Annotated in this window: 20 protein-coding genes and 1 other RNA gene; 13 read left to right on the top strand and 8 right to left on the bottom strand. The window is 54.0% G+C overall.

The genetic code is table 11. The features are described 5' to 3' along the window. The first annotated feature begins 162 nt into the window (after positions 1 to 162). The 7 genes from epd to srsR all read left to right on the top strand — a co-directional run bounded on the left by epd (position 163) and on the right by srsR (position 7305). On the top strand, positions 163 to 1191 hold the full coding sequence (gene epd, locus OGX97_RS19845; RefSeq protein ID WP_218658947.1) for an erythrose-4-phosphate dehydrogenase: 1029 nt from the start codon (positions 163 to 165) through the stop codon (positions 1189 to 1191). Between the two features lie 39 nt (positions 1192 to 1230). Then, the gene (pgk, locus tag OGX97_RS19840) at positions 1231 to 2394 is read left to right on the top strand and encodes a phosphoglycerate kinase (protein WP_003027032.1); all 1164 of its coding nucleotides are present in this window, start codon (positions 1231 to 1233) and stop codon (positions 2392 to 2394) included. 88 nt (positions 2395 to 2482) lie between these two features. Next, on the top strand, positions 2483 to 3562 hold the full coding sequence (gene fbaA / locus OGX97_RS19835; RefSeq protein ID WP_003027029.1) for a class II fructose-bisphosphate aldolase: 1080 nt from the start codon (positions 2483 to 2485) through the stop codon (positions 3560 to 3562). Positions 3563 to 3753: 191 nt separating this feature from the next. Further along, the gene (locus OGX97_RS19830) at positions 3754 to 4614 is read left to right on the top strand and encodes a small-conductance mechanosensitive channel MscS (protein ID WP_003825461.1); all 861 of its coding nucleotides are present in this window, start codon (positions 3754 to 3756) and stop codon (positions 4612 to 4614) included. 195 nt (positions 4615 to 4809) lie between these two features. Beyond that, positions 4810 to 5445, top strand: a complete 636-nt coding sequence (argO, locus tag OGX97_RS19825) for an arginine exporter ArgO (RefSeq protein WP_003027005.1) — start codon at positions 4810 to 4812, stop codon at positions 5443 to 5445. 93 nt (positions 5446 to 5538) lie between these two features. Beyond that, positions 5539 to 6285, top strand: coding sequence for an oxidative stress defense protein (locus tag OGX97_RS19820; RefSeq protein WP_003825465.1), 747 nt, complete (start codon positions 5539 to 5541; stop codon positions 6283 to 6285). Positions 6286 to 6408: 123 nt separating this feature from the next. Next, positions 6409 to 7305, top strand: a complete 897-nt coding sequence (gene srsR, locus OGX97_RS19815; RefSeq protein ID WP_003026999.1) for a LysR family transcriptional regulator SrsR — start codon at positions 6409 to 6411, stop codon at positions 7303 to 7305. Here srsR and OGX97_RS19810 read toward each other — a convergent pair. From OGX97_RS19810 to argP, 5 genes are all read right to left on the bottom strand, one after another. Next, positions 7302 to 8768 carry an acetyl-CoA hydrolase/transferase family protein gene (locus OGX97_RS19810; RefSeq protein WP_043017523.1) on the bottom strand — a complete coding sequence of 489 codons (1467 nt, stop codon included), beginning with the start codon at positions 8766 to 8768 and terminating at the stop codon, positions 7302 to 7304. The two genes, srsR and OGX97_RS19810, sit on opposite strands and share 4 nt — an antisense overlap. Before the next feature lie 24 nt (positions 8769 to 8792). Beyond that, positions 8793 to 9578, bottom strand: coding sequence for a methylmalonyl-CoA decarboxylase (gene scpB / locus OGX97_RS19805; RefSeq protein ID WP_218658948.1), 786 nt, complete (start codon positions 9576 to 9578; stop codon positions 8793 to 8795). A 10-nt stretch (positions 9579 to 9588) separates the two neighbouring features. After that, positions 9589 to 10584 (bottom strand): methylmalonyl Co-A mutase-associated GTPase MeaB, encoded by a 996-nt coding sequence (gene meaB / locus OGX97_RS19800; RefSeq protein WP_218658949.1) that lies wholly within the window; start codon positions 10582 to 10584, stop codon positions 9589 to 9591. Beyond that, positions 10577 to 12721 (bottom strand): methylmalonyl-CoA mutase, encoded by a 2145-nt coding sequence (scpA, locus tag OGX97_RS19795; RefSeq protein ID WP_235126850.1) that lies wholly within the window; start codon positions 12719 to 12721, stop codon positions 10577 to 10579. Before scpA ends, meaB begins: the two co-directional genes overlap by 8 nt. A 233-nt stretch (positions 12722 to 12954) precedes the next feature. Next, complete coding sequence (gene argP, locus OGX97_RS19790) at positions 12955 to 13848, bottom strand: DNA-binding transcriptional regulator ArgP (RefSeq protein ID WP_003825477.1); 894 nt, start codon at positions 13846 to 13848, stop codon at positions 12955 to 12957. A gap of 170 nt (positions 13849 to 14018) precedes the next feature. On the opposite strand from argP, the gene rpiA reads away from it, so the two are divergent. After that, a complete protein-coding gene (gene rpiA, locus OGX97_RS19785) occupies positions 14019 to 14678 on the top strand; it encodes a ribose-5-phosphate isomerase RpiA (RefSeq protein WP_003825479.1) in 660 nt (219 codons plus the stop codon). Between the two features lie 271 nt (positions 14679 to 14949). Further along, entirely contained in the window at positions 14950 to 16182 is a 1233-nt protein-coding gene (gene serA, locus OGX97_RS19780; RefSeq protein ID WP_003825480.1) for a phosphoglycerate dehydrogenase, read from the top strand. A gap of 118 nt (positions 16183 to 16300) precedes the next feature. Here serA and OGX97_RS19775 read toward each other — a convergent pair whose 3' ends face one another. From OGX97_RS19775 to zapA, 3 genes are all read right to left on the bottom strand, one after another. Further along, positions 16301 to 16897 carry a 5-formyltetrahydrofolate cyclo-ligase gene (locus OGX97_RS19775; RefSeq protein ID WP_003825482.1) on the bottom strand — a complete coding sequence of 199 codons (597 nt, stop codon included), beginning with the start codon at positions 16895 to 16897 and terminating at the stop codon, positions 16301 to 16303. A 19-nt stretch (positions 16898 to 16916) separates the two neighbouring features. Next, positions 16917 to 17100, bottom strand: a non-coding RNA gene (gene ssrS, locus OGX97_RS19770) — 6S RNA. Between the two features lie 41 nt (positions 17101 to 17141). Next, a complete protein-coding gene (gene zapA / locus OGX97_RS19765; protein WP_003026980.1) occupies positions 17142 to 17471 on the bottom strand; it encodes a cell division protein ZapA in 330 nt (109 codons plus the stop codon). 167 nt (positions 17472 to 17638) lie between these two features. Between zapA and OGX97_RS19760 the strand changes: the two genes are divergently transcribed. The 4 genes from OGX97_RS19760 (at position 17639) to ubiI (ending at position 22060) form a co-directional block, all read left to right on the top strand. Continuing rightward, positions 17639 to 18217, top strand: a complete 579-nt coding sequence (locus tag OGX97_RS19760) for a YecA/YgfB family protein (RefSeq protein WP_003026978.1) — start codon at positions 17639 to 17641, stop codon at positions 18215 to 18217. A 24-nt stretch (positions 18218 to 18241) separates the two neighbouring features. Continuing rightward, positions 18242 to 19567, top strand: coding sequence for a Xaa-Pro aminopeptidase (gene pepP, locus OGX97_RS19755; protein WP_048215582.1), 1326 nt, complete (start codon positions 18242 to 18244; stop codon positions 19565 to 19567). After that, complete coding sequence (gene ubiH / locus OGX97_RS19750) at positions 19564 to 20742, top strand: 2-octaprenyl-6-methoxyphenyl hydroxylase (RefSeq protein WP_128611720.1); 1179 nt, start codon at positions 19564 to 19566, stop codon at positions 20740 to 20742. The genes pepP and ubiH overlap by 4 nt, the downstream gene beginning before the upstream one ends. 115 nt (positions 20743 to 20857) lie before the next feature. After that, the gene (ubiI, locus tag OGX97_RS19745; RefSeq protein ID WP_071445581.1) at positions 20858 to 22060 is read left to right on the top strand and encodes an FAD-dependent 2-octaprenylphenol hydroxylase; all 1203 of its coding nucleotides are present in this window, start codon (positions 20858 to 20860) and stop codon (positions 22058 to 22060) included. Positions 22061 to 22138 lie beyond the last annotated feature (78 nt).

Below are 22138 nucleotides of genomic sequence, written 5' to 3'. Positions count from 1 at the left end.
TTTATTCCGCGTTTCGCTTATTCTAGCTGAAGCGTTTCAGTCGATTAAATGTTCGACAATTAACCAATTAGTCGCAGTTTGCGACAGGTAAGGTTTCCCTGAGCGATTTGCTGCATTACTCTGTCTGCCACATCGTTTCTGAGAAATCCTTGCAGGAGACCTATGACCGTACGCGTAGCGATTAATGGTTTCGGTCGCATCGGACGCAACGTGGTTCGTGCTTTGTATGAATCCGGGCGTCGGGCGGAAATCACCGTGGTGGCAATCAACGAACTTGCGGATGCTGCAGGCATGGCGCATTTGTTGAAATATGACACCAGCCATGGACGTTTTGCCTGGGATGTTCGTCAGGAACGTGACCAGCTCATCGTTGGCGATGACGCTATCCGCATTCTGCATGAGCGAACACTCGATGCACTTCCATGGCGCGAACTGGGTGTCGACATCGTGCTGGATTGTACGGGGGTCTTCGGCAATCGCGAACACGGCGAGGCGCATATTGCCGCTGGTGCAAAAAAAGTGCTCTTTTCACATCCTGGTAGTCACGACATCGACGCAACCGTTGTGTATGGCGTTAATCAGGATCAGCTGCGCGCTGAGCACCGGATCGTTTCCAACGCTTCCTGCACCACGAATTGCATAATACCCATCATTAAATTGCTGGATGATGCTTACGGCATTGAGTCTGGTACCGTCACCACGATCCACTCTGCGATGCACGATCAGCAGGTTATTGATGCTTATCATCCTGACCTGCGTCGCACGCGAGCGGCCAGCCAGTCGATTATTCCGGTTGATACCAAACTGGCGGCGGGCATCACGCGAATTTTCCCGCAGTTTAACGATCGTTTTGAAGCGATAGCGGTGCGTGTACCGACCATAAATGTGACGGCGATCGACTTAAGCGTGACGGTGAAAAAACCAGTAAAAGCCAGTGAAGTCAACCAGTTGCTGCAAAAAGCAGCACAAGGTGCATTTCATGGTATAGTTGACTATACGGAATTACCGTTGGTCTCTGTAGATTTTAACCACGACCCGCACAGCGCCATCGTTGATGGTACGCAAACGCGTGTGAGTGGCGCTCACCTGATCAAAACGCTGGTCTGGTGTGATAATGAATGGGGCTTTGCTAACCGTATGCTCGACACTACGTTAGCGATGGCTGCTATTGGTTTCAGGCTCGACGCTTGAGCGTCGACAAAACTTTATGAATCAACGAGAGGATTCACCATGTCTGTAATTAAGATGACCGATCTGGATCTGGCTGGTAAACGCGTTTTTATCCGTGCGGACCTGAACGTACCAGTTAAAGAAGGGAAAGTAACCAGCGATGCGCGTATCCGTGCTTCTCTGCCGACCATCGAACTGGCCCTGAAACAGGGTGCGAAAGTGATGGTAACTTCCCACCTGGGTCGTCCTACCGAAGGCGAGTACAACGAAGAATTCTCTCTGCTGCCGGTTGTTAACTACCTGAAAGACAAACTGTCTGCTCCGGTTCGCCTGGTAAAAGATTACCTGGACGGCGTTGAAGTCGCTGCCGGTGAACTGGTGGTTCTGGAAAACGTTCGCTTCAACAAAGGCGAGAAGAAAGACGACGAAGCACTGTCCAAAAAATATGCTGCGCTGTGCGACGTATTCGTAATGGACGCTTTCGGTACAGCTCACCGTGCACAGGCTTCTACTCACGGTATCGGTAAATTCGCTGATGTAGCTTGCGCAGGTCCGCTGCTGGCTGCTGAGCTGGATGCGCTGGGTAAAGCACTGAAAGAACCTGCTCGTCCGATGGTTGCTATCGTTGGCGGTTCTAAAGTTTCCACCAAACTGACCGTTCTGGATTCTCTGTCAAAAATCGCTGACCAGCTGATCGTTGGCGGTGGTATCGCGAACACCTTCGTTGCCGCTCAAGGCCACAACGTGGGTAAATCCCTGTACGAAGCTGACCTGGTTGACGAAGCTAAGCGTCTGCTGACCACTTGCGACATCCCGGTCCCGACTGACGTTCGCGTAGCGACTGAATTCTCTGAAACTGCACCGGCTACTCTGAAGTCCGTTAGCGATGTGAAAGAAGACGAGCAGATCCTGGACATCGGCGACGCTTCTGCACAGCAGCTGGCTGACATCCTGAAAAATGCGAAAACCATTCTGTGGAATGGCCCGGTTGGCGTGTTCGAATTCCCGAACTTCCGCAAAGGTACTGAAATCGTTGCTAACGCTATCGCAGACAGCGAAGCGTTCTCTATCGCAGGCGGCGGTGACACCCTGGCAGCAATCGACCTGTTCGGCATTGCTGACAAAATCTCCTACATCTCCACTGGCGGCGGCGCTTTCCTCGAATTCGTGGAAGGTAAAGTATTGCCAGCAGTAGCGATGCTCGAAGAGCGCGCTAAAAAGTAAGCATTTAATGGGCAGGGAAACCTGCCCAATTATTAGCGCGCTTTAGAGCGCGCGCCCTTTCCAAGGCCGAAGATACAGGATTCGTAATATGTCTAAAATTTTTGATTTCGTAAAACCAGGCGTAATCACTGGTGATGACGTACAGAAAGTTTTCCAGGTAGCAAAAGAAAACAACTTTGCCCTGCCAGCTGTTAACTGCGTTGGTACCGACTCCATCAACGCCGTTCTGGAAACCGCTGCAAAAGTTAAAGCGCCGGTAATCGTACAGTTCTCCAACGGTGGTGCTTCTTTCATCGCGGGTAAAGGCGTGAAGTCTGACGTTCCTCAGGGCGCTGCAATCCTGGGTGCTATCTCTGGCGCGCATCACGTTCACCAGATGGCTGAACACTACGGTGTTCCGGTTATCCTGCACACTGACCACTGCGCGAAGAAACTGCTGCCGTGGATCGACGGTCTGCTGGACGCGGGTGAAAAACACTTCGCAGCAACCGGCAAACCGCTGTTCTCTTCTCACATGATCGACCTGTCTGAAGAGTCTCTGGAAGAGAACATCGAAATCTGCTCCAAATACCTGGCGCGCATGTCCAAAATGGGCATGACCCTGGAAATCGAACTGGGTTGCACCGGTGGCGAAGAAGACGGCGTGGACAACAGCCACATGGACGCTTCTGCACTGTACACCCAGCCGGAAGACGTTGATTACGCATACACCGAGCTGAGCAAAATCAGCCCGCGTTTCACCATCGCAGCTTCCTTCGGTAACGTACACGGCGTTTATAAGCCGGGTAACGTTGTTCTGACACCGACCATCCTGCGCGACTCTCAGGACTATGTTTCTAAGAAACATAACCTGCCGCACAACAGCCTGAACTTCGTCTTCCACGGCGGTTCCGGTTCTACTGCTCAGGAAATCAAAGACTCCGTAAGCTATGGCGTAGTGAAAATGAACATCGACACCGATACCCAATGGGCTACCTGGGAAGGTGTTCTGAACTACTACAAAGCGAACGAAGCTTACCTGCAGGGCCAGCTGGGCAACCCGAAAGGCGAAGATCAGCCGAACAAGAAATACTACGATCCGCGCGTATGGCTGCGTGCTGGTCAGGCAACCATGATCACCCGTCTGGAACAGGCTTTCAAAGAACTGAACGCGGTTGACGTTCTGTAATTTACGCCGTTCTACGTGACATGAGGCCCGCAAATGCGGGCCTTTTTTATTGCCATTTCAATATGCTGCTGGCAGAGAATTCTGTGATCTGTTTGGCAAAATCCAGGTTTATTGTTTACCCTTGTCAGATTGCCAGTCCCGTTGGGACGGCTTTATTTTTCCCATTTGGGTAAGCAAAAAAGGAATATTGAATGGAAGATTTGAATGTTGTCGACAGCATAAATGGTGCGGGCACCTGGCTGGTCCGCAATCAGGAGCTGCTGTTAAGCTATGCCGTCAACATCGTTGCGGCCATCGCCATTGTCATTATCGGTATGATTGTGGCGCGAATCGTATCAAACACCGTTAACCGCCTGATGGTGGCACGTAAAATTGATGCAACCGTTGCTGACTTCCTCTCCGCACTGGTGCGCTACGGTATTATCGCGTTCACGCTGATTGCCGCTCTGGGTCGCGTTGGGGTACAAACCGCTTCTGTGATTGCCGTTCTCGGTGCCGCAGGTTTAGCCGTTGGTCTGGCGCTGCAAGGTTCGCTGTCCAACCTCGCCGCTGGCGTGCTGCTGGTGATGTTCCGTCCGTTCCGCGCAGGTGAGTATGTAGACCTTGGCGGCGTAGCGGGAACCGTACTCAACGTGCAGATTTTCTCCACGACTATGCGTACCGTAGACGGTAAGATTGTGGTGATCCCAAACGGTAAAATCATTGCCGGAAACATCATTAACTTCTCTCGTGAGCCGGTTCGTCGTAACGAATTTATCATCGGCGTGGCTTACGACTCCGATATCGATCAGGTGAAAAAAATCCTCACCGATATCATTCAGTCTGACGAGCGTATCCTTAAAGATCGTGAAATGACGGTGCGCCTGAATGAGCTGGGCGCTTCCTCGATCAATTTTGTGGTACGCGTCTGGAGCAACAGTAGCGATCTGCAAAGCGTCTACTGGGACGTACTGGAGCGTATTAAACGCGAGTTTGACGCCAACGGTATCAGCTTCCCGTACCCGCAGATGGATGTGAACTTCAAGCGTGTGAAAGAGAGCGCGGCAGAGTAATCGCGTGCCCGGTGGCGCTATCGCTTACCGGGCCCGCAGGTTTTGTAGGCCGGATAAGGCGTCAGCCGTCATCCGGCATTTCCCCCCCCCCCTTGGTATTAATTCTTCTTATCCCTGATTAAAATTATCCATTTCCGCTAATGTTTTCCCCGCGCTATAGTCTGCTCCTAAGAGAAACAGTTCGGGATGATTAACGTGTTATCGTATTATTTTCAAGGGCTTGCACTTGGTGCGGCTATGATACTTCCGCTCGGTCCGCAAAACGCCTTCGTGATGAATCAGGGGATCCGTCGCCAGTATCACATCATGATTGCTTTACTCTGCGCTATCAGCGACTTAGTGCTGATTTGCGCGGGGATCTTTGGCGGTAGCGCCTTGCTGATGCAGTCACCATGGCTGATGGCGCTTGTCACCTGGGGTGGGGTGGCATTTTTACTCTGGTACGGTTTCGGGGCGTTAAAAACGGCGATGAGCAGTAACCTGGAACTGGCCAGCGCCGAGGTGATGAAGCAGGGCCGCTGGAAAATTATCGCTACTATGCTGGCGGTGACATGGCTAAACCCCCATGTTTACCTGGATACCTTTGTGGTGCTGGGGAGTCTGGGAGGCCAACTGGACGTTGAGCCTAAGCGCTGGTTTGCGCTGGGTACCGTCAGCGCTTCGTTCCTGTGGTTCTTCGGCCTGGCATTGCTGGCGGCCTGGCTCGCTCCGCGTTTGCGCACTGCTAAAGCACAGCGGATCATCAATACCCTGGTAGGATTGGTGATGTGGTTTATCGCTTTTCAGTTGGCAAAAGAAGGTGTTGCGCACGTTCATGCGTTGTTCAACTAAGTGTTGTCTGATGGACAACGCAGCGAGATCGGCTAAGCTTGCCTGCATGTGCCCTGAGTTTCGGGGTAATTAATGAAACATGGAGGAACGACCGTGAAGTTCAAAATAATGGCCCTGGCGGCATTAGTCGGATTCAGCGCACTATCGGTACAGGCAAATGAGTTGCCAAATGGACCGCACATCGTGACTTCCGGAACGGCAAGCGTGGATGCGACACCAGACATCGCTACTCTGGCGATTGAAGTGAACGTTGCTGCAAAGGATGCGGCTTCAGCGAAGAAGCAGGCAGATGAGCGCGTGGCGCAATATCTGTCCTTCCTTGAACAGAACCAGATAGCGAAGAAAGATATTAGCGCGGCAAACCTGCGCACCCAGCCGGACTACGACTACCAGAATGGTAAAAGCGTCCTTAAAGGCTATCGTGCGGTACGTACCGTTGAGGTCACGCTGCGTCAGTTGGACAAACTCAACGCGCTGCTTGATGGTGCGCTGAAGGCCGGTCTGAATGAGATCCGTTCGGTATCGCTTGGCGTTGCCCAGCCGGATACTTACAAAGATAAAGCGCGTAAAGCAGCAATTGATGATGCTATTCATCAGGCTGAGCAGTTAGCTGCGGGCTTTAACAGCAAATTGGGGCCCGTTTACAGCGTGCGTTACCACGTTTCCAATTATCAACCGAGCCCGATGGTACGGATGATGAAAGCAGATGCAGCGCCTGCGACATCCGCTCAGGAAACCTACGAACAGCCGGTTATTCAGTTTGACGATCAGGTTGATGTGGTCTTCCAGATTGAGCCGACGGCGGGGCAGCCAGCAGCAACGCCAGCCAAAACCCAGTAATCATTGCAGACCCGGCTTTCCAGCCGGGTTTTTTCTGTGAGCAACTGTAAAAATGAGACCCCACATCCAGTCTTTTTTTTCGCCGTAATGAGGATAGGCCATAGCGATTTTTAAGGGGACGCTATGGATATTTTTATCTCGAAAAAGATGCGTAATTTCATTCTGCTGGCGCAAACCAATAACATTGCCAGAGCGGCAGAAAAAATACATATGACCGCATCGCCTTTCGGTAAAAGCATTGCCGCACTGGAAGATCAAATCGGCTATACGCTGTTTACCCGCAAAGATAACAACATCAGCCTGAATAAAGCCGGACAGGAGCTGTATCAGAAGCTGTTTCCCGTTTATCAGCGCCTTTCTGCCATTGATAACGAAATCCATAACGCCTCTCGCCGCTCGCGGGAAATCGTCATCGGTATCGACAATACCTACCCAACGATTATTTTTGACCAGTTGATTAGCCTTGGTGACAAGTATGACGGCGTGACGGCTCAGGCCGTTGAATTCAGCGAGAATGGGGTGATTGATAACCTGTTCGATCGCAAACTGGATTTTATTATCTCGCCGCAGCACGTTTCCCCCCGCGTCCAGGAACTGGAGAATCTGGCGATTAGCGAGTTGCCTCCGCTGCGTCTGGGGTTTCTCGTTTCCCGGCGCTACGAAGAAAAACAGCCGCAGGATCTGCTGCGCGAGCTGCCCTGGCTGCAAATGCGCTTCCAGAATCGCGCCAACTTTGAGGCGATGCTGGATGCATACATGCGGCCCTGCGGGATCAACCCGACGATTATCTACCGTCCGTACAGCTTTATGGCCAAGATCAGCGCGGTAGAGCGCGGGCAGTTTTTGACGGTAATCCCTCACTTCGCCTGGCGGCTGGTGAACCCGTCGACGCTAAAGTATTTCGATGCGCCCGGCAGCCCCATGTATATGCAGGAGTTTCTCTATTCGCTGAAAAATCATCGCTATACCGCCACTATGCTCCAGCATATTGCTGAAGATCGTGACGGTAGCGCAAGTTAACCGAGCATCGATCCTGTTTCGAGAAGATTACGATGCAGATCGAACGCATGGCTGAGATCGTGATGGATATGTCCGCCGGGTGCTTTCTCCAGATAGCGGTGCAGATAATCCCGGTAAAGAGGGTGCGCACAGTTATCGATAATCGTGTGCGCCCGCTGCATCGGAGATAGCCCACGCAGATCGGCAATCCCTTGTTCGGTCACGATCACTTTAACGCTATGTTCGCTGTGGTCGACATGGCTGCACATCGGTACGATGGTGGAGATTTTCCCGCCTTTGGCAATCGACGGCGCCATAAAGATAGACAGGTAGGCATTGCGCTCGAAATCCCCGCTGCCGCCGATGCCATTCATCAGGTTCACCCCCGCAACGTGCGTGGAATTGGCATGGCCGTAGATATCAAACTCCAGACCGACGTTGAGCGCAATAACCCCCAGCCGACGGATGATCTCCGGGTTATTGGAGATCTCCTGCGGGCGCAGCACAATCCGGCTGGCGAAGAAGTCCATGTTGTCGTAAATCTTCTGTAGCGACGGGGCTGAAATGGTCAGGCTGGAGGCGCTGGCGCCGGTTATCTTGCCCGTTTCCAGCAGATGCACCACCGACTCCTGCAACACCTCCGAATACATCATAAAGGGCGGGATATCCGGGTTTTCCCCCAGCCGCGCCATCACCGCGTTGTTGATATTGCCCACGCCGCTTTGTAAGGGTAGAAACTCAGCTGGAATGCGTTTGTGCGCCATTTCTGCCAACAGGAAAGTGACGACGTTATCGGCAATTTGTTGGCTGACCGGATTAGTTTTATCCGCTGTATTTCCTGCATCCGGCAGGTCGGTATCCACTATCGCGACCACTTTCTGCGGGTCTATCTGCACGCACTGACTGCCCACGCGATCCATGGTATGAAATATGGGTACGCTGTTACGCCGCGGCGGTGCGCCGGGTATCACGATGTCGGCAAACTCCGCCACGCGCGGATTATGGTAATGATTCAGTTCAATGATCACTTTTTTCGCCCGCAGAAGCCAGGTGGGCGCATTACCAATACCGCTGGAAAGCCAAATCCGTCCATCTGGCGCAATGGCGGAAGCTTCAATGACGGCAACGTCGATCTCGCCAAAAAAGCCGTAATTAACCATTTGCGCAACCTCGCTCAAATGGAGATCGACAAACCTCACCTGGCCCTGATTAATTTTCTCGCGCAGGCCCGATGAGGTTTGATAAGGCGCGCGCCAGGAAACGGCATCCGCCGCGGATAGGACATCATCAGCAGCAGCGCCAATTGATGCTCCGGTCAGCAGGCGGATCTGAAAAGGCTGCCCGAGCTGATGCTGTTCGCATGCGCGTTGGGCAATTGCGCTGGGTAACGCTTTTGGCGAACCTGCGGGGGTAAAGCCGCTGAATGCCACCATATCATCGTGCTGGATAATTTCTGCCGCCTGTTCGGCGCTCATCCGTTTCATGGCCGTCTCCTTTCTCGGACGTGATTAATGGCCGACAAAATTGGGTTTGCGTTTTTCCATAAACGCGTTCATCCCTTCCTGATAATCCTCGCTGTCGTACACCGCGCGGCGCATGCCCTGAATACGCTCGAACTCATCGGAATTCATGGTGTGCGCTTCACCCAGCACGCGCAGTTCTTCTTTGATGACGGCGATTGCCAGCGGCGCTTTTTCCGAGATGTGGTGCGCCATTTGCAGGGTGAAATCTTCCAGTTCCTCGGCGGGTACGACATGGTTGAGGATCCCGACCGCCATGGCGCGTTGAGCGGTGATGGGCGAGGCGGTAAAAATCAGTTCTTTAACGATGTGAAAACCAGCGTCGCGGGTCAGATTGTGGATGCCCACAAGGTTATACGGCACGCCGAGGTTGACCGGGGTCATTGAGAAGGTGGATGTGCTGGCTGCGATGATCAGATCGGAACTCATGATCATCTCAAACGCGCCGCCCCAGACGCTGCCTTCGACCATGGAGATCACCGGCTTCGGGTATTTTTGGATCATACGGGTTATCTGACGCAGCGGATCGTCATAGGAGAGCGGATCTCGACGTCCGGTGGGGAGCTCATGAATATCATGCCCGGCAGAGAACACTTTGGCCCCGCTCGGAGCGCGTAGAATGATGCAGCGAATGTCCGCACGATTGAGGTCGCTCAGCGCCTGCATCAGATCGTCAATAAACACTTTGCTCAGGGCATTGAGCTTACGCGCGTAGTTGAACTCAATAACCGCGACTTTCCGGATGATGACCACGTTGACGTATTGATAAGACATAATGTTCTCTTTATTGAAAGTAATGATGCTGGATAAATTCGCTGATATGCCGCAGACCGGTGCGCGGCGAAAGATCATTGTTTTTGACAGCCTGCAGCGTCTGCTGGAAATAACGGTCGAAATCAGCCCGGGCAAACAGCAGATGCAGCGCTTCTTCTTCAGCCTGCTGATGTAACCAGTCCACCGCCTGCTGCTGGCGAACTTTTTCCAGTCGACCGCTGGCGGTCAGGCATGTTTTAAAGTCGGTTATCGCCTGCCAGATTTCCTCAATGCCGCGTTTTTCCAGGGCGCTACAGGTCAGAACCCGCGGCTGCCACTCGTCATATTTACGGCGCAAAATGTGCAGGGCGGATTCGTACATATGGCGGGCGATCGCAACGCTGGTATGGTTCTCGCCGTCGTCTTTATTGATGACGACCAGATCCGCCATTTCCATCAGTCCTTTTTTGATACCCTGTAAATCGTCGCCACCGCCAGCGATTTGCAGTGAGATAAAGCAATCCACCATACCTGCGACTTCGGTTTCTGACTGTCCAACGCCGACGGTCTCTACAATCACCACGTCAAAGCCAGCTGCTTCGCACAGCAGCATTAATTCGCGTGCGCGCTGGCTGGCGCCGCCTAAATGACCGCTGGAAGGGACCGGTCGAATAAACGCAGATTCGGCGCGGGCCAGCTCCGTCATGCGGGTTTTATCGCCAAGAATGCTGCCGCCGCTGACCGGGCTGCTGGGATCGACGGCGATCACCGCTACCCGTAATCCGTGGTGGATAAGCAGCATGCCGAATGCTTCCAGAAAAGTGCTTTTGCCCGCGCCCGGCGTACCGGTGATCCCCAAACGCAGGGCGTTACCGGTGAACGGCATAATCGCGTCCAGCAATTGCGTACTCAGCGGCTGGTGGCGCGGGTGGTTGCTTTCGACCAGCGTCATCGCCTGGGCGAGCGTAGCCCGTTCACCGAGTCGCAAACGGCGGACGGTATCTTCAAGCGTGGCGGCATTAATCATGATGCTGACTGATACGGGTTAACACATCGCGGACGCTGTCGAGCATTGGCGTGCCGGGGCCATAAATGGCCGCCACGCCATGCTCGTGCAGAAAGGCGTAATCCTGTGGCGGAATAACGCCTCCTGCTACCACGCAGATATCTTCACGCCCCCATTTTTTGAGTGCGGCAACCAGTTCCGGAATCAGCGTTTTATGGCCCGCCGCCAATGATGATGCGCCTATTACATGCACATCGTTTTCTACCGCCAGACGGGCGATCTCTTCCGGAGTGGAGAACATCGGGCTGAGATCGACATCGAAACCGAGATCGGAATAGGCGCTGGCGATTACCTTCGCGCCGCGATCGTGGCCGTCCTGACCCATCTTGGCGATCAGAATACGCGGGCGGCGGCCATTTTCCGCGAGGAACTGCTCGGTTTGCGCAACGATAGCGTCAAACTCATCGGCGGATTTGTCTGACTGATGATAGCTTTGCGCAATCACGCCGGTGACGCAGTGGCTGGGAACCAGATACCGATCAAAAGCAACTTCCAGCGCGTCGGAGATTTCACCGAGCGTGGCGCGAACGCGGGCGGCGTTGACGGCGGCAGCCAGCAGGTTTTCATTATGCTGCGCGGCGTGGGTCAGCGCCGTGAGCGCGGCTTTGACGGCATCATTGTCGCGAGTTGCGCGTATATGCTGCAGCGAAGCAATCTGCTCGTTGCGCACCTTCACGTTGTCGATCTCCAGTACCGACGTCTCGTCTTCTTTATCCAGCTTGTACTTATTGACGCCGACGATAACGCGCTTACCCTGGTCGATCAGCGACTGTTCACGCGCGGAAGCTTCTTCGATCATCCGTTTAGGGAGCCCGACTTCGATCGCTTTCGCCATGCCGCCTGCCTCGTCAATCTGTTTGATGATCGTGCGTGCCTGCTTCACAATTTGATCGGTGAGTGACTCGACGTAATACGATCCGGCCAGCGGATCAACGGTGCGGCAGATCTCTGATTCTTCCTGAATGATGATTTGCGTATTACGCGCAATACGGGCGGAGAAATCGGTGGGCAGACCGAGCGCTTCATCAAAGGCGTTGGTATGCAGCGACTGGGTGCCGCCAAGCGTAGCGCCGAGTGCTTCAATAGTGGTTCGTACCACGTTGTTATATGGATCCTGCTCGGTCAGGCTCCAGCCAGACGTCTGGCAGTGGGTACGCAGAGCGAGAGATTTCGGGTTGGTCGCGCCAAAGCTGCTGACCGCTTCACTCCACAAATAGCGCGCCGCTCGTAGCATGGCGACGTTCATAAACAGATCCATGCCGATGCCGAAGAAGAACGACAGGCGCGGGGCGAAGTCATCAATTTTCAGTCCGGCGGAGAGTGCGGCTTTGATGTATTCAATACCGTCTGCCAGCGTAAACGCTACCTGCTGCACGCAGTTTGCTCCGGCTTCACCCATGTGATAGCCGCTGATGCTGATGGTGTTAAAGCGCGGCATGTTGCCGGAGCACCAGGCGATGATGTCGGCGATAATGCGCATGGACGGTTTTGGTGGATAAATGTAGGTGTTGCGGCACAGGTACTCTTTCAGAATATCGTTCTGAATGGTCCCGGTGAGTTGTTCCGGCGTTACGCCTTGTTCTTCTGCAGCGACGATATAAAACGCCAGCACCGGCAGAACCGCGCCGTTCATGGTCATCGATACCGACATCTTATCCAGCGGGATCTGGTCGAACAGTATCTTCATATCTTCGACGGTATCGATCGCCACGCCTGCTTTACCGACGTCACCTGCCACGCGCGGGTTGTCAGAGTCATAGCCACGATGGGTGGCAAGGTCAAAGGCGACGGAAAGCCCTTTTTGCCCGGCGGCGAGGTTGCGGCGGTAAAAGGCGTTGGACTCTTTGGCGGTAGAGAAACCAGCGTATTGACGAATGGTCCACGGCTGCGCGGTATACATGGTGGCGCGCGGGCCACGCACGTAAGGCGGCAGGCCGGGAAGGGTGCCCGTGACTTCCAGATTATCGAGGTCTTCTTCGGTGTACAGCGGCTTGATGGCAATCCCTTCCGCCGTCTGTCTTTCCAGCGACTCGACGGTTTTTTCCCGTCGACTGAGTTCTTTATTGGCGAGTGTTTGCCACTCCTGCACGTTTGCCATTTTTTGCTCCGTATTACGCAATAAGTTGAATCTTTGCGAATACGGTGAGCTTTTTCATTTGGCTTGTCGCCAGCAAAAAATAGCCAACAGGGCGTCGTTTTTTGCCGCGTGGCGTGTTTGATTTTGTGATTTATTTCAAAGACGTGGCGGGAATAGCATGAAAAGAGGGTAAAAGGCTTGTCGGCCGGATAGGGCGTTACGCCACCATCCGGCACTCAGAGGTTATGAGCGGTTTAATCCTGACGCAGTACGTTGTGACCATAGGCCAGCAGTGCATCGGTGACGTTGCGCATCATGCGGCTTTCCGGTGCAAAACGGTGCCAGTACAGCATCCGGCGCTGGAACAGACCTGGCGTTAAGTCGATAAGCTCACCGCTTTCCAGTTCTTTCTCAATCTGCAAGTGGGGGATCATGCAGCAGGTCGTTCCCTGACGCGCCAATTGAACAAAGGCTTCAGACGAGTTAACGATATGACACGGCACGCTGCCCGGCGGCAGGTCGAAGTTTTGTTGCAGGAACGCCTGGTGCATATCATCAAGATGGTCAAACGCTACCGCTGGGGCTTTCAGCAGGGCAGAGCGGGTGACGCCGTTAGGGAAATAACGCTCGGCGAAAGGTTTAGAACCGACAAACAGGTAGTCCAGCGCGCCGAGTTTATCCACCAGACAGCTTGGCAGCGCCTGATGTTGAATACTCACCGCACCGACCACTTCACCACGACGCAGACGTTCCTGAGTTCGGGTTTCATCCTCAACCTGCAGGTTCAGCCGAATCGGCGAATTTGCCAGTACCGGAGCCAGCGCCGGAAGCAACCAGGTCGCCAGACTGTCGGCGTTCACCGCCAGTGAGAGCAGCAGCGGCGTCGAGCCGGTTTGTTCATCACCCAGCCACTCGTCTTCCAGCAGTTCAACCTGACGCAAAAGCGCCAGTAGTTTCTGCCCCTGTTCGGTTGGGCGTGGTGGTACGGTACGCACCAGCAGCGGTTGTCCGAACATATTCTCAAGCTGTTTTATGCGCTGTGAAACCGCGGATTGCGTGATGCACAGCTTTTGCGCCGCGCGCTCAAATCCTCGTTCACGAATAACCGCATCCAGTGCTTGTAGTGTTCTGTAGTCCGGACGTTTCATTGCTTTGACGCACTCCTGAAAATTTTGCTTGTTCTGCACTATGACACAAATTTAGGTTGGGTAAAGACGAAATCCGCCGCTTGCGAGCGGGTGTGGGGACATTTTTCTGCACAATGTTCTATAATGCGCGTGAATTTTCCCACCATATTCACACCACAGGCGAAACGATCATGACGCAGGATGAACTGAAAAAAGCAGTAGGATGGGCGGCACTTCAGTATGTACAGCCCGGTACCATTGTGGGCGTAGGTACAGGTTCAACAGCCGCACACTTTATTGATGCGCTGGGCACAATGAAAGGTCAGATTGAAGGTGCGGTATCCAGTTCGGACGCTTCAACCGAAAAACTCAAAAGCCTCGGTATCCACGTGTTCGATCTTAACGAAGTGGACAGCCTCGGCGTATACGTTGACGGCGCGGATGAAATCAACGGCCACATGCAGATGATCAAGGGCGGCGGCGCTGCGTTGACCCGTGAAAAAATTATTGCTTCCGTGGCGAAGAAATTTATCTGCATTGCCGACGCGTCCAAAGAAGTCGATATTCTCGGTAACTTCCCGCTGCCGGTTGAAGTGATCCCAATGGCGCGCAGCGCTGTGGCTCGCCAGTTGGTGAAGCTGGGCGGTCGTCCTGAATACCGTCAGGGCGTAGTGACGGACAATGGTAACGTGATCCTTGATGTACACGGTCTGGAGATCCTCGATGCCATCGCGATGGAAAACGCCATCAATGCGATTCCGGGCGTGGTAACCGTCGGTCTGTTTGCCAACCGTGGTGCGGATGTCGCGCTGATCGGTACACCAGACGGCGTGAAAACTATCGTAAAATGATCTGACGGGAGTGTCTTCTCCCGTTAAAAAAATTTTGGCAGGGCAAATTTGGTGACTTGTGTCACGTTTATAATATTGTCCTGCCGATCTCTCCAAAGAAAAAGTTATCGCCAGTATTTTCCTCTGACATTTCTCTCTGAATGACATTTCTTCAGCACGGCGACGCAAACGTTCATATTGCCGCAATATTATTTTTTGATATGTTGAAGAGACGGATGAAAATCCCACACACAACACATCAGTTTGAACAAAAAAAGACAGGGTCGGGGAAATGGCAAAGGTATCACTGGAGAAAGATAAGATTAAATTTCTGCTGGTTGAAGGCGTGCATCAAAAAGCGCTCGAAAGCCTTCGTGCAGCAGGTTATACCAACATCGAGTTTCATAAAGGCGCTCTGGACACTGAACAACTGAAAGAGTCCATCCGTGATGCCCACTTCATTGGCCTGCGATCCCGTACCCATCTGACTGAAGATGTGATTGACGCCGCAGAGAAACTGGTCGCGATTGGCTGCTTCTGTATCGGCACCAACCAGGTTGATCTCAGCGCTGCGGCAAAGCGCGGTATCCCCGTGTTTAACGCACCATTCTCTAACACGCGTTCCGTTGCGGAACTGGTGATTGGCGAACTGCTGCTGCTGCTACGCGGCGTACCCGAAGCAAACGCCAAAGCACACCGCGGCGTGTGGAATAAACTGGCTACCGGCTCGTTTGAAGCGCGTGGCAAAAAACTGGGGATCATCGGCTACGGCCACATTGGTACTCAGTTGGGCATTCTGGCGGAATCGCTGGGGATGCACGTCTATTTCTATGATATTGAAAATAAACTCCCGCTCGGCAACGCCACGCAGGTGCAGCATCTTTCCGACCTGCTCAATATGAGCGACGTGGTCAGTTTGCACGTACCGGAAAATGCCTCCACCAAAAATCTGATGGGCGCGCGTGAGATTGCGTTGATGAAACCAGGAGCGCTGCTGATTAACGCCGCACGCGGTACAGTTGTTGATATTCCTGCGCTGTGCGACGCGTTAGCGACCAAGCACCTGGCAGGGGCAGCAATCGACGTATTCCCAACCGAGCCGGCAACCAACAGCGATCCTTTCACTTCGCCGCTGTGTGATTTCGACAACGTGATCCTGACGCCGCACATTGGTGGTTCAACGCTGGAAGCACAGGAAAACATCGGTCTGGAAGTGGCTGGGAAACTGACCAAGTATTCCGACAACGGCTCTACGCTGTCTGCAGTTAACTTCCCGGAAGTTTCGCTGCCGCTGCACGGCGGTCGTCGTCTGATGCACATTCACGAAAACCGTCCGGGCGTACTGACTGCGCTGAACCAGATTTTTGCCGAGCAGGGCGTCAACATTGCCGCGCAGTATCTGCAGACTTCCGCACAGGTAGGTTACGTGGTTATTGATATTGAAGCGGATGAAGATGTGGCGGAGAAAGCGCTGCTGGCGATGAAAGCCCTTCCGGGAACCATTCGCGCTCGTCTGCTGTACTGATTTCCTCTACATGGGCAGGCGATGACCTGCCCATCTTTCCTCTGATTTCCCGGCCTCAAAATCTCTTCCTGTCACGCATACATTCTGTTTTCGAGCCTTGCCGCAATTGGCAAAAAAGCTACCACTCCCAGATTTTGGACGGCGTCACCACCGCAGGCAGCGGGATATCCCATTCTTCGACAGGTAGCTTTTCCACTCGCTGACAATCGTGCGCGTAGCCTACGGGCTGGATCTTATGCTGCTGCCAGTTTTGAAGCGTTCGATCGTAAAATCCACCGCCCATACCCAGGCGTTGCCCGACCTCATCAAATGCCACTAACGGCGTAATCAGTACATCCAGCTGTGAGAGCGGCAATACGTCACGTACATCAAGCCGTGGTTCCTGGATCTTTAAGCGATTGGTTACCAGGTCGCTGTGCGGATGATAGTGCAGGAACAGCAGGTTGCCAGGGCTGAAGGGGTGAAGAACTGGAAGATAGACGCGCTTGCCTGCTCGCCACAGCTGATCTATTAGCGGCTGGGTATCGAGTTCGCCATCGAACGAGAGGAATACCGCCACGGTATGAGCGAGTACAACAGGGGGATAACTGAGCATTCGGGTCGCGGCTTGCTGACCGTATTGTCGTTGCTGTTCGGAAGTAAGCGCGCGACGACGCTGCCGAATCAGTTGACGGATTTCTTGCCGGGATAAAGGAAGTTCAGAAAGTAATGTCATGGCTGTTGCCAGGTAGAAGGGAATCTCCGAGATGCCGCCGCAGGCTGTAACCCTTGAACCCTTGGTTCAAGGTGAATGCGTCGTCACAGTTTTAAGGCTTCTCGGACGGGCCGAGCATGCTCACCAACCGTGGAGCGCCACATTCTTGTGGTATGAAATATCGGCTCAGGGGACTGGCCCGCTTGCAAACATCTCAGAGAAATTTTGTCTTCACGGTCACTCTACCACAGTAAACCGAAAAGTGTTATTCAAAGTTTTGGCCCGTTTTTTCGGTTATGCGACCCTGATCAAGCAACGCCTGTTCGATGGTCTGTTGTAGCATCCGAATACGTTGTTCCATGCTCGCCGCGTACTCACGCGTCTTCGCTTTTTCCTGAGTTAATTCATAGCTGATGTTCAACGCGGCGATGAAAACCAACTGCTCAGTATTTGTGACTCTAGTGCGAACTTTCAGATCTTGCAATCGCTGATTGAGATCGTCCGCAGCCTGATTCAACGCATCCCTTTGTTCAGGCGGGCAATTCACTCGCAGTGAACGGCCAAATATTTGGATATCGACGGGTTGTGCAGACATGCCACCTTCCTGCTGATTGACTGCGCTGCCTTCGTCTCCAGACCGTGGGTCCGCGAAGGGGCGACACTATAGCTACCCTGGTATCAAGATACAAGCCCTTTTCTGGTCCACCAGGGTCCAAAGTGGTAGCATATCATGAATATTCCTCCCTTTGATGACGAATGCTTATGTCTATACAGAACGAAATGCCTGGTTACAACGAAGTTAGCCAGTTTTTGAACCAACAAGGGGCTGGATTAACCCCGGCCGAAATGCACGGCTTGATAAGCGGAATGATTTGTGGCGGAAACAACGACAGCTCATGGCAGCCGCTGCTGCACGACCTGACGAACGAAGGTCTGGCCTTTGGTCATGAGCTGGCTCAGGCGCTGCTGAAAATGCACTCAGCCACCAGTGATGCCCTCGAAGACGACGGCTTCCTTTTTCAGCTTTATCTGCCTGAAGGGGATGACGTCAGCGTGTTTGATCGCGCCGATGCGCTGGCGGGATGGGTAAACCACTTTTTACTGGGCCTTGGCGTCACGCAGCCGAAGCTCGACAAAGTGACCGGCGAAACCGGGGAAGCGATTGACGACCTGCGCAATATCGCTCAATTGGGATATGACGAAGACGAAGATCAGGAAGAGCTGGAAATGTCGCTCGAAGAGATCATCGAATACGTGCGCGTAGCCGCCTTGCTGTGCCATGACACGTTTACGCGTCAGCAGCCGACCGCGCCGGAAGTCCGTAAACCGACTCTGCACTAAGAACGAAACGCAAAGGAGAGTGTGATGAGCGAGATATCTCAGCAAGAATTCCAGCGTCGTCGCCAGGCTTTACTGGCACAAATGCAGCCCGGCAGCGCCGCGCTGATTTTTGCCGCACCGGAAGCGACGCGTAGTGCGGACAGTGAATACCCTTACCGCCAAAGCAGTGATTTCTGGTACTTCACCGGTTTTAACGAACCTGAAGCCGTGCTGGTGCTGATTAAAAGTGATGACACTCATAACCACAGCGTTTTGTTCAATCGGGTTCGCGATCTGACGGCGGAAATCTGGTTTGGCCGCCGTCTGGGCCAGGATGCTGCCCCGGCAAAACTTGGCGTTGACCGGGCGCTGGCCTTCAGTGAAATCAACCAACAGCTGTATTTGCTGCTCAATGGTCTGGACGCGGTATACCACGCCCAGGGCGAGTATGCCTGGGCAGACGAGATTGTGTGCACGGCGCTGGATAAACTGCGCAAAGGCTCCAGACAAAATCTGCACGCGCCTGCCGCGATTATCGACTGGCGTCCGATGGTGCATGAAATGCGCCTGTTCAAATCACCGGAAGAAATTGCGGTCATGCGTCGTGCCGGAGAAATCACCGCACTGGCGCATACCCGCGCGATGGAAAAATGCCGTCCGGGAATGTTTGAATACCAGTTAGAAGGGGAGATTCACCATGAATTTACCCGTCATGGCGCGCGTTATCCGTCCTATAACACGATTGTCGGCAGCGGTGAAAACGGCTGTATCCTGCATTACACCGAAAATGAAAGTGAAATGCGCGATGGCGATTTGGTGCTGATTGACGCTGGCTGTGAATACAAAGGCTATGCGGGTGACATTACGCGTACCTTCCCGGTAAACGGTAAATTTACCCCAGCACAGCGTGAAATCTACGATATCGTACTGGAATCCTTAGAGACCAGCCTGCGTCTGTATCGTCCCGGAACGTCCATTCAGGAAGTCACTGGCGAAGTGGTGCGCATCATGATTACGGGCCTGGTGAAGCTTGGCATTCTGCACGGTGATGTCGATCAGTTGATTACCGAAAATGCTCACCGCCCATTCTTTATGCATGGCCTAAGTCACTGGCTGGGTCTGGATGTGCACGACGTCGGCGTTTATGGTCAGGACCGCTCACGTATTCTTGAGCCGGGAATGGTACTCACCGTCGAACCGGGACTGTATATCGCGCCGGATGCAGATGTACCGCCGGCTTATCGTGGTATCGGCATTCGTATTGAGGATGACATCCTCATCACCGAGGACGGCAATGAAAACCTGACCGCCAGCGTAGTGAAGAAAGCTGATGACATTGAAGCCTTAATGGCTGCGGCGCGACTGCAATGAGCGTGATTATCGTTGGTGGTGGTATGGTCGGTGCGACGCTGGCGCTGGCCATTTCCCAGCTCAGTCATGGGACGCTGCCAGTTCATCTGATAGAAGCGAGCGAACCTGAAACTGACCGTCATCCTGGGTTTGACGCCCGGGCGATCGCGCTGGCGGCAGGAACCTGCCAACAGCTGGCGCGAATTGGTGTATGGCAGGCGATTGCCGATTGCGCAACGGCCATTAAAACGGTTCACGTCAGCGATCGCGGCCATGCTGGATTTGTGACGCTGGATGCGCAGGAATACCGTATTCCGGCTCTGGGTCAGGTGGTAGAACTGCACGACGTCGGGCTGCGTCTGTTTGCGCTGCTGCGCAAAGCACCTGGCGTCACATTGCACTGCCCCGACCGCGTAGCCAGCGTGTCGCGCACGCAGGAGCGCGTTGAAGTGACGCTGGAGAATGGCGAGATGATTACCGGTCGCCTGCTGGTGGCTGCTGACGGCACGCGTTCCGCACTGGCGACTGCCTGCGGTGTTGACTGGCTGCAACAGCCTTATGAGCAATTGGCGGTGATTGCCAACGTCACGACCTCTGTACCGCACGACGGGCGAGCGTTTGAACGCTTCACGCAATATGGTCCGCTGGCAATGCTGCCAATGTCTGACGGTCGCTGCTCACTGGTGTGGTGCCATCCGCTGGAGCAGCGTGATGAGATCATGGCCTGGTCCGACGAACAGTTTTGCCGTGAACTGCAAACCGCTTTTGGCTGGCGACTGGGACGTATTACCCAGTCTGGTAAACGCAGCGCTTATCCGCTTTCGTTAACTACGGCGCTGAAAGCGATTACCCATCGTACCGTGCTGGTAGGGAACGCCGCCCAGACGCTGCATCCCATTGCCGGGCAAGGTTTCAACCTTGGCCTGCGCGATGTAATGAGCCTTGCTGAGACGTTGACGCAGGCGCAGAACGGCGCGGAAGATGTGGGTGATTATGCGGTGCTGGCACGCTATCAGCAGCGCCGCGAGCGCGATCGCGAGACGACGATTGGTGTGACCAACAATTTAGTATATTTGTTTGCCAATCACTGGGCCCCGCTGGTTGTTGGGCGCAATGTCGGGTTGATGGCGATGGAATTATTCACCCCTGCGCGCGATGCGCTGGCGGAGCGGACCCTGGGTTGGGTTGCACGATAAATATGACCTGTAGGCCGGATAAGGCAACGCCGACATCCGGCAAGGGTCCCCGCAAAAATGCCTGATGGCGCTGCGCTAATCAGGCCTACGGATTACAGGTTTCGAGGTACAAACAGTGCAAAGTGTTGATGTAGCAATTGTTGGTGGCGGCATGGTGGGGCTGGCGGTTGCCTGCGGCCTGCAGGGCAGTGGGTTGCGCGTTGCTGTATTAGAACAACATGTTCCGCAGCCGTTGGTGGCGGATGCACCTCCTCAGCTTCGCGTTTCGGCCATTAATGCAGCCAGCGAAAAACTGCTTACCCGTCTTGGCGTCTGGTCCGACATTGTTGCCCGTCGCGCTTGCTGCTACCACGGCATGGAAGTCTGGGACAAAGACAGCTTTGGACGCATTGAATTTGATGACCAGAGCATGGGTTACAGCCATTTGGGCCACATCGTTGAAAACTCAGAAATCCATTATGCGTTGTGGCAAAAGGCGCAGCGTTCAGCGGATATTACGCTGATGGCGCCAGCTGAAATACAGCAGGTGGCCTGGGGCGAGAACGAGGCATTTCTCAGCCTCAAAGATGGCGCAATGCTGACGGCGCGTCTGGTCGTCGGTGCCGATGGTGCTAATTCCTGGCTGCGCAATAAAGCGGACATTCCGCTCACCTTCTGGGACTACCGTCATCATGCGCTGGTGGCGACTATCCGTACGCAGGAAGCTCACGGTGCGGTTGCGCGTCAGGCGTTTCATGGCGAGGGGATCCTGGCATTCCTGCCACTCAGCGATCCACACCTGTGTTCTATCGTCTGGTCGCTCTCGCCGCAGGAAGCAGAACGTATGCAGCAGGCAAGCGTTGACGAGTTTAATCAGGCGCTGAATATCGCCTTTGATAATCGTCTGGGGCTGTGCAGCCTTGAAAGCGAACGTCAGGCGTTTCCGCTGACGGGACGTTATGCTCGCCAGTTCGCGGCCCATCGTCTGGCGCTGGTGGGGGATGCGGCGCATACCATCCACCCGCTGGCGGGTCAGGGGGTTAACCTTGGCTTTATGGATGCGGCGGAACTGATCGATGAGCTTAAGCGGCTACAGCGTCAGGGCAAAGATATTGGGCAGTATCTCTATTTACGCCGCTACGAGCGCAGCCGTAAGCACAGCGCAGCGCTGATGCTGGCGGGGATGCAGGGTTTCCGTGAACTGTTTGCAGGCGAGAATCCGGCGAAAAAACTGCTACGCGATATTGGGCTGAAACTGGCCGATACCCTCCCGGGTGTAAAACCACAACTCATCCGTCAGGCGATGGGACTGAACGATCTTCCCGAGTGGTTACGTTAGTGTCCGTAAGGACAATCTTAAGAGTTTGAGACCCGTCACACTTTCCTCTCCCGGCCTTCGCGCCGGGGTGCTTCTCTC

Source organism: Citrobacter sp. Cpo061, from assembly GCF_030332845.1.
Lineage (GTDB): Bacteria > Pseudomonadota > Gammaproteobacteria > Enterobacterales > Enterobacteriaceae > Citrobacter > Citrobacter portucalensis.
This window is presented reverse-complemented; position numbering and strand designations above follow the sequence as displayed.

Coding starts and splice junctions, on each gene's coding strand:
- epd (WP_218658947.1), top strand. CDS start 163: ATGACCGTACGCGTAGCGATTAATGGTTTCGGTCGCATCGGACGCAAC.
- pgk (WP_003027032.1), top strand. CDS start 1,231: ATGTCTGTAATTAAGATGACCGATCTGGATCTGGCTGGTAAACGCGTT.
- fbaA (WP_003027029.1), top strand. CDS start 2,483: ATGTCTAAAATTTTTGATTTCGTAAAACCAGGCGTAATCACTGGTGAT.
- OGX97_RS19830 (WP_003825461.1), top strand. CDS start 3,754: ATGGAAGATTTGAATGTTGTCGACAGCATAAATGGTGCGGGCACCTGG.
- srsR (WP_003026999.1), top strand. CDS start 6,409: ATGGATATTTTTATCTCGAAAAAGATGCGTAATTTCATTCTGCTGGCG.
- OGX97_RS19810 (WP_043017523.1), bottom strand. CDS start 8,768: ATGAAACGGATGAGCGCCGAACAGGCGGCAGAAATTATCCAGCACGAT.
- scpB (WP_218658948.1), bottom strand. CDS start 9,578: ATGTCTTATCAATACGTCAACGTGGTCATCATCCGGAAAGTCGCGGTT.
- meaB (WP_218658949.1), bottom strand. CDS start 10,584: ATGATTAATGCCGCCACGCTTGAAGATACCGTCCGCCGTTTGCGACTC.
- scpA (WP_235126850.1), bottom strand. CDS start 12,721: ATGGCAAACGTGCAGGAGTGGCAAACACTCGCCAATAAAGAACTCAGT.
- argP (WP_003825477.1), bottom strand. CDS start 13,848: ATGAAACGTCCGGACTACAGAACACTACAAGCACTGGATGCGGTTATT.
- rpiA (WP_003825479.1), top strand. CDS start 14,019: ATGACGCAGGATGAACTGAAAAAAGCAGTAGGATGGGCGGCACTTCAG.
- serA (WP_003825480.1), top strand. CDS start 14,950: ATGGCAAAGGTATCACTGGAGAAAGATAAGATTAAATTTCTGCTGGTT.
- OGX97_RS19775 (WP_003825482.1), bottom strand. CDS start 16,897: ATGACATTACTTTCTGAACTTCCTTTATCCCGGCAAGAAATCCGTCAA.
- zapA (WP_003026980.1), bottom strand. CDS start 17,471: ATGTCTGCACAACCCGTCGATATCCAAATATTTGGCCGTTCACTGCGA.
- OGX97_RS19760 (WP_003026978.1), top strand. CDS start 17,639: ATGTCTATACAGAACGAAATGCCTGGTTACAACGAAGTTAGCCAGTTT.
- pepP (WP_048215582.1), top strand. CDS start 18,242: ATGAGCGAGATATCTCAGCAAGAATTCCAGCGTCGTCGCCAGGCTTTA.
- ubiH (WP_128611720.1), top strand. CDS start 19,564: ATGAGCGTGATTATCGTTGGTGGTGGTATGGTCGGTGCGACGCTGGCG.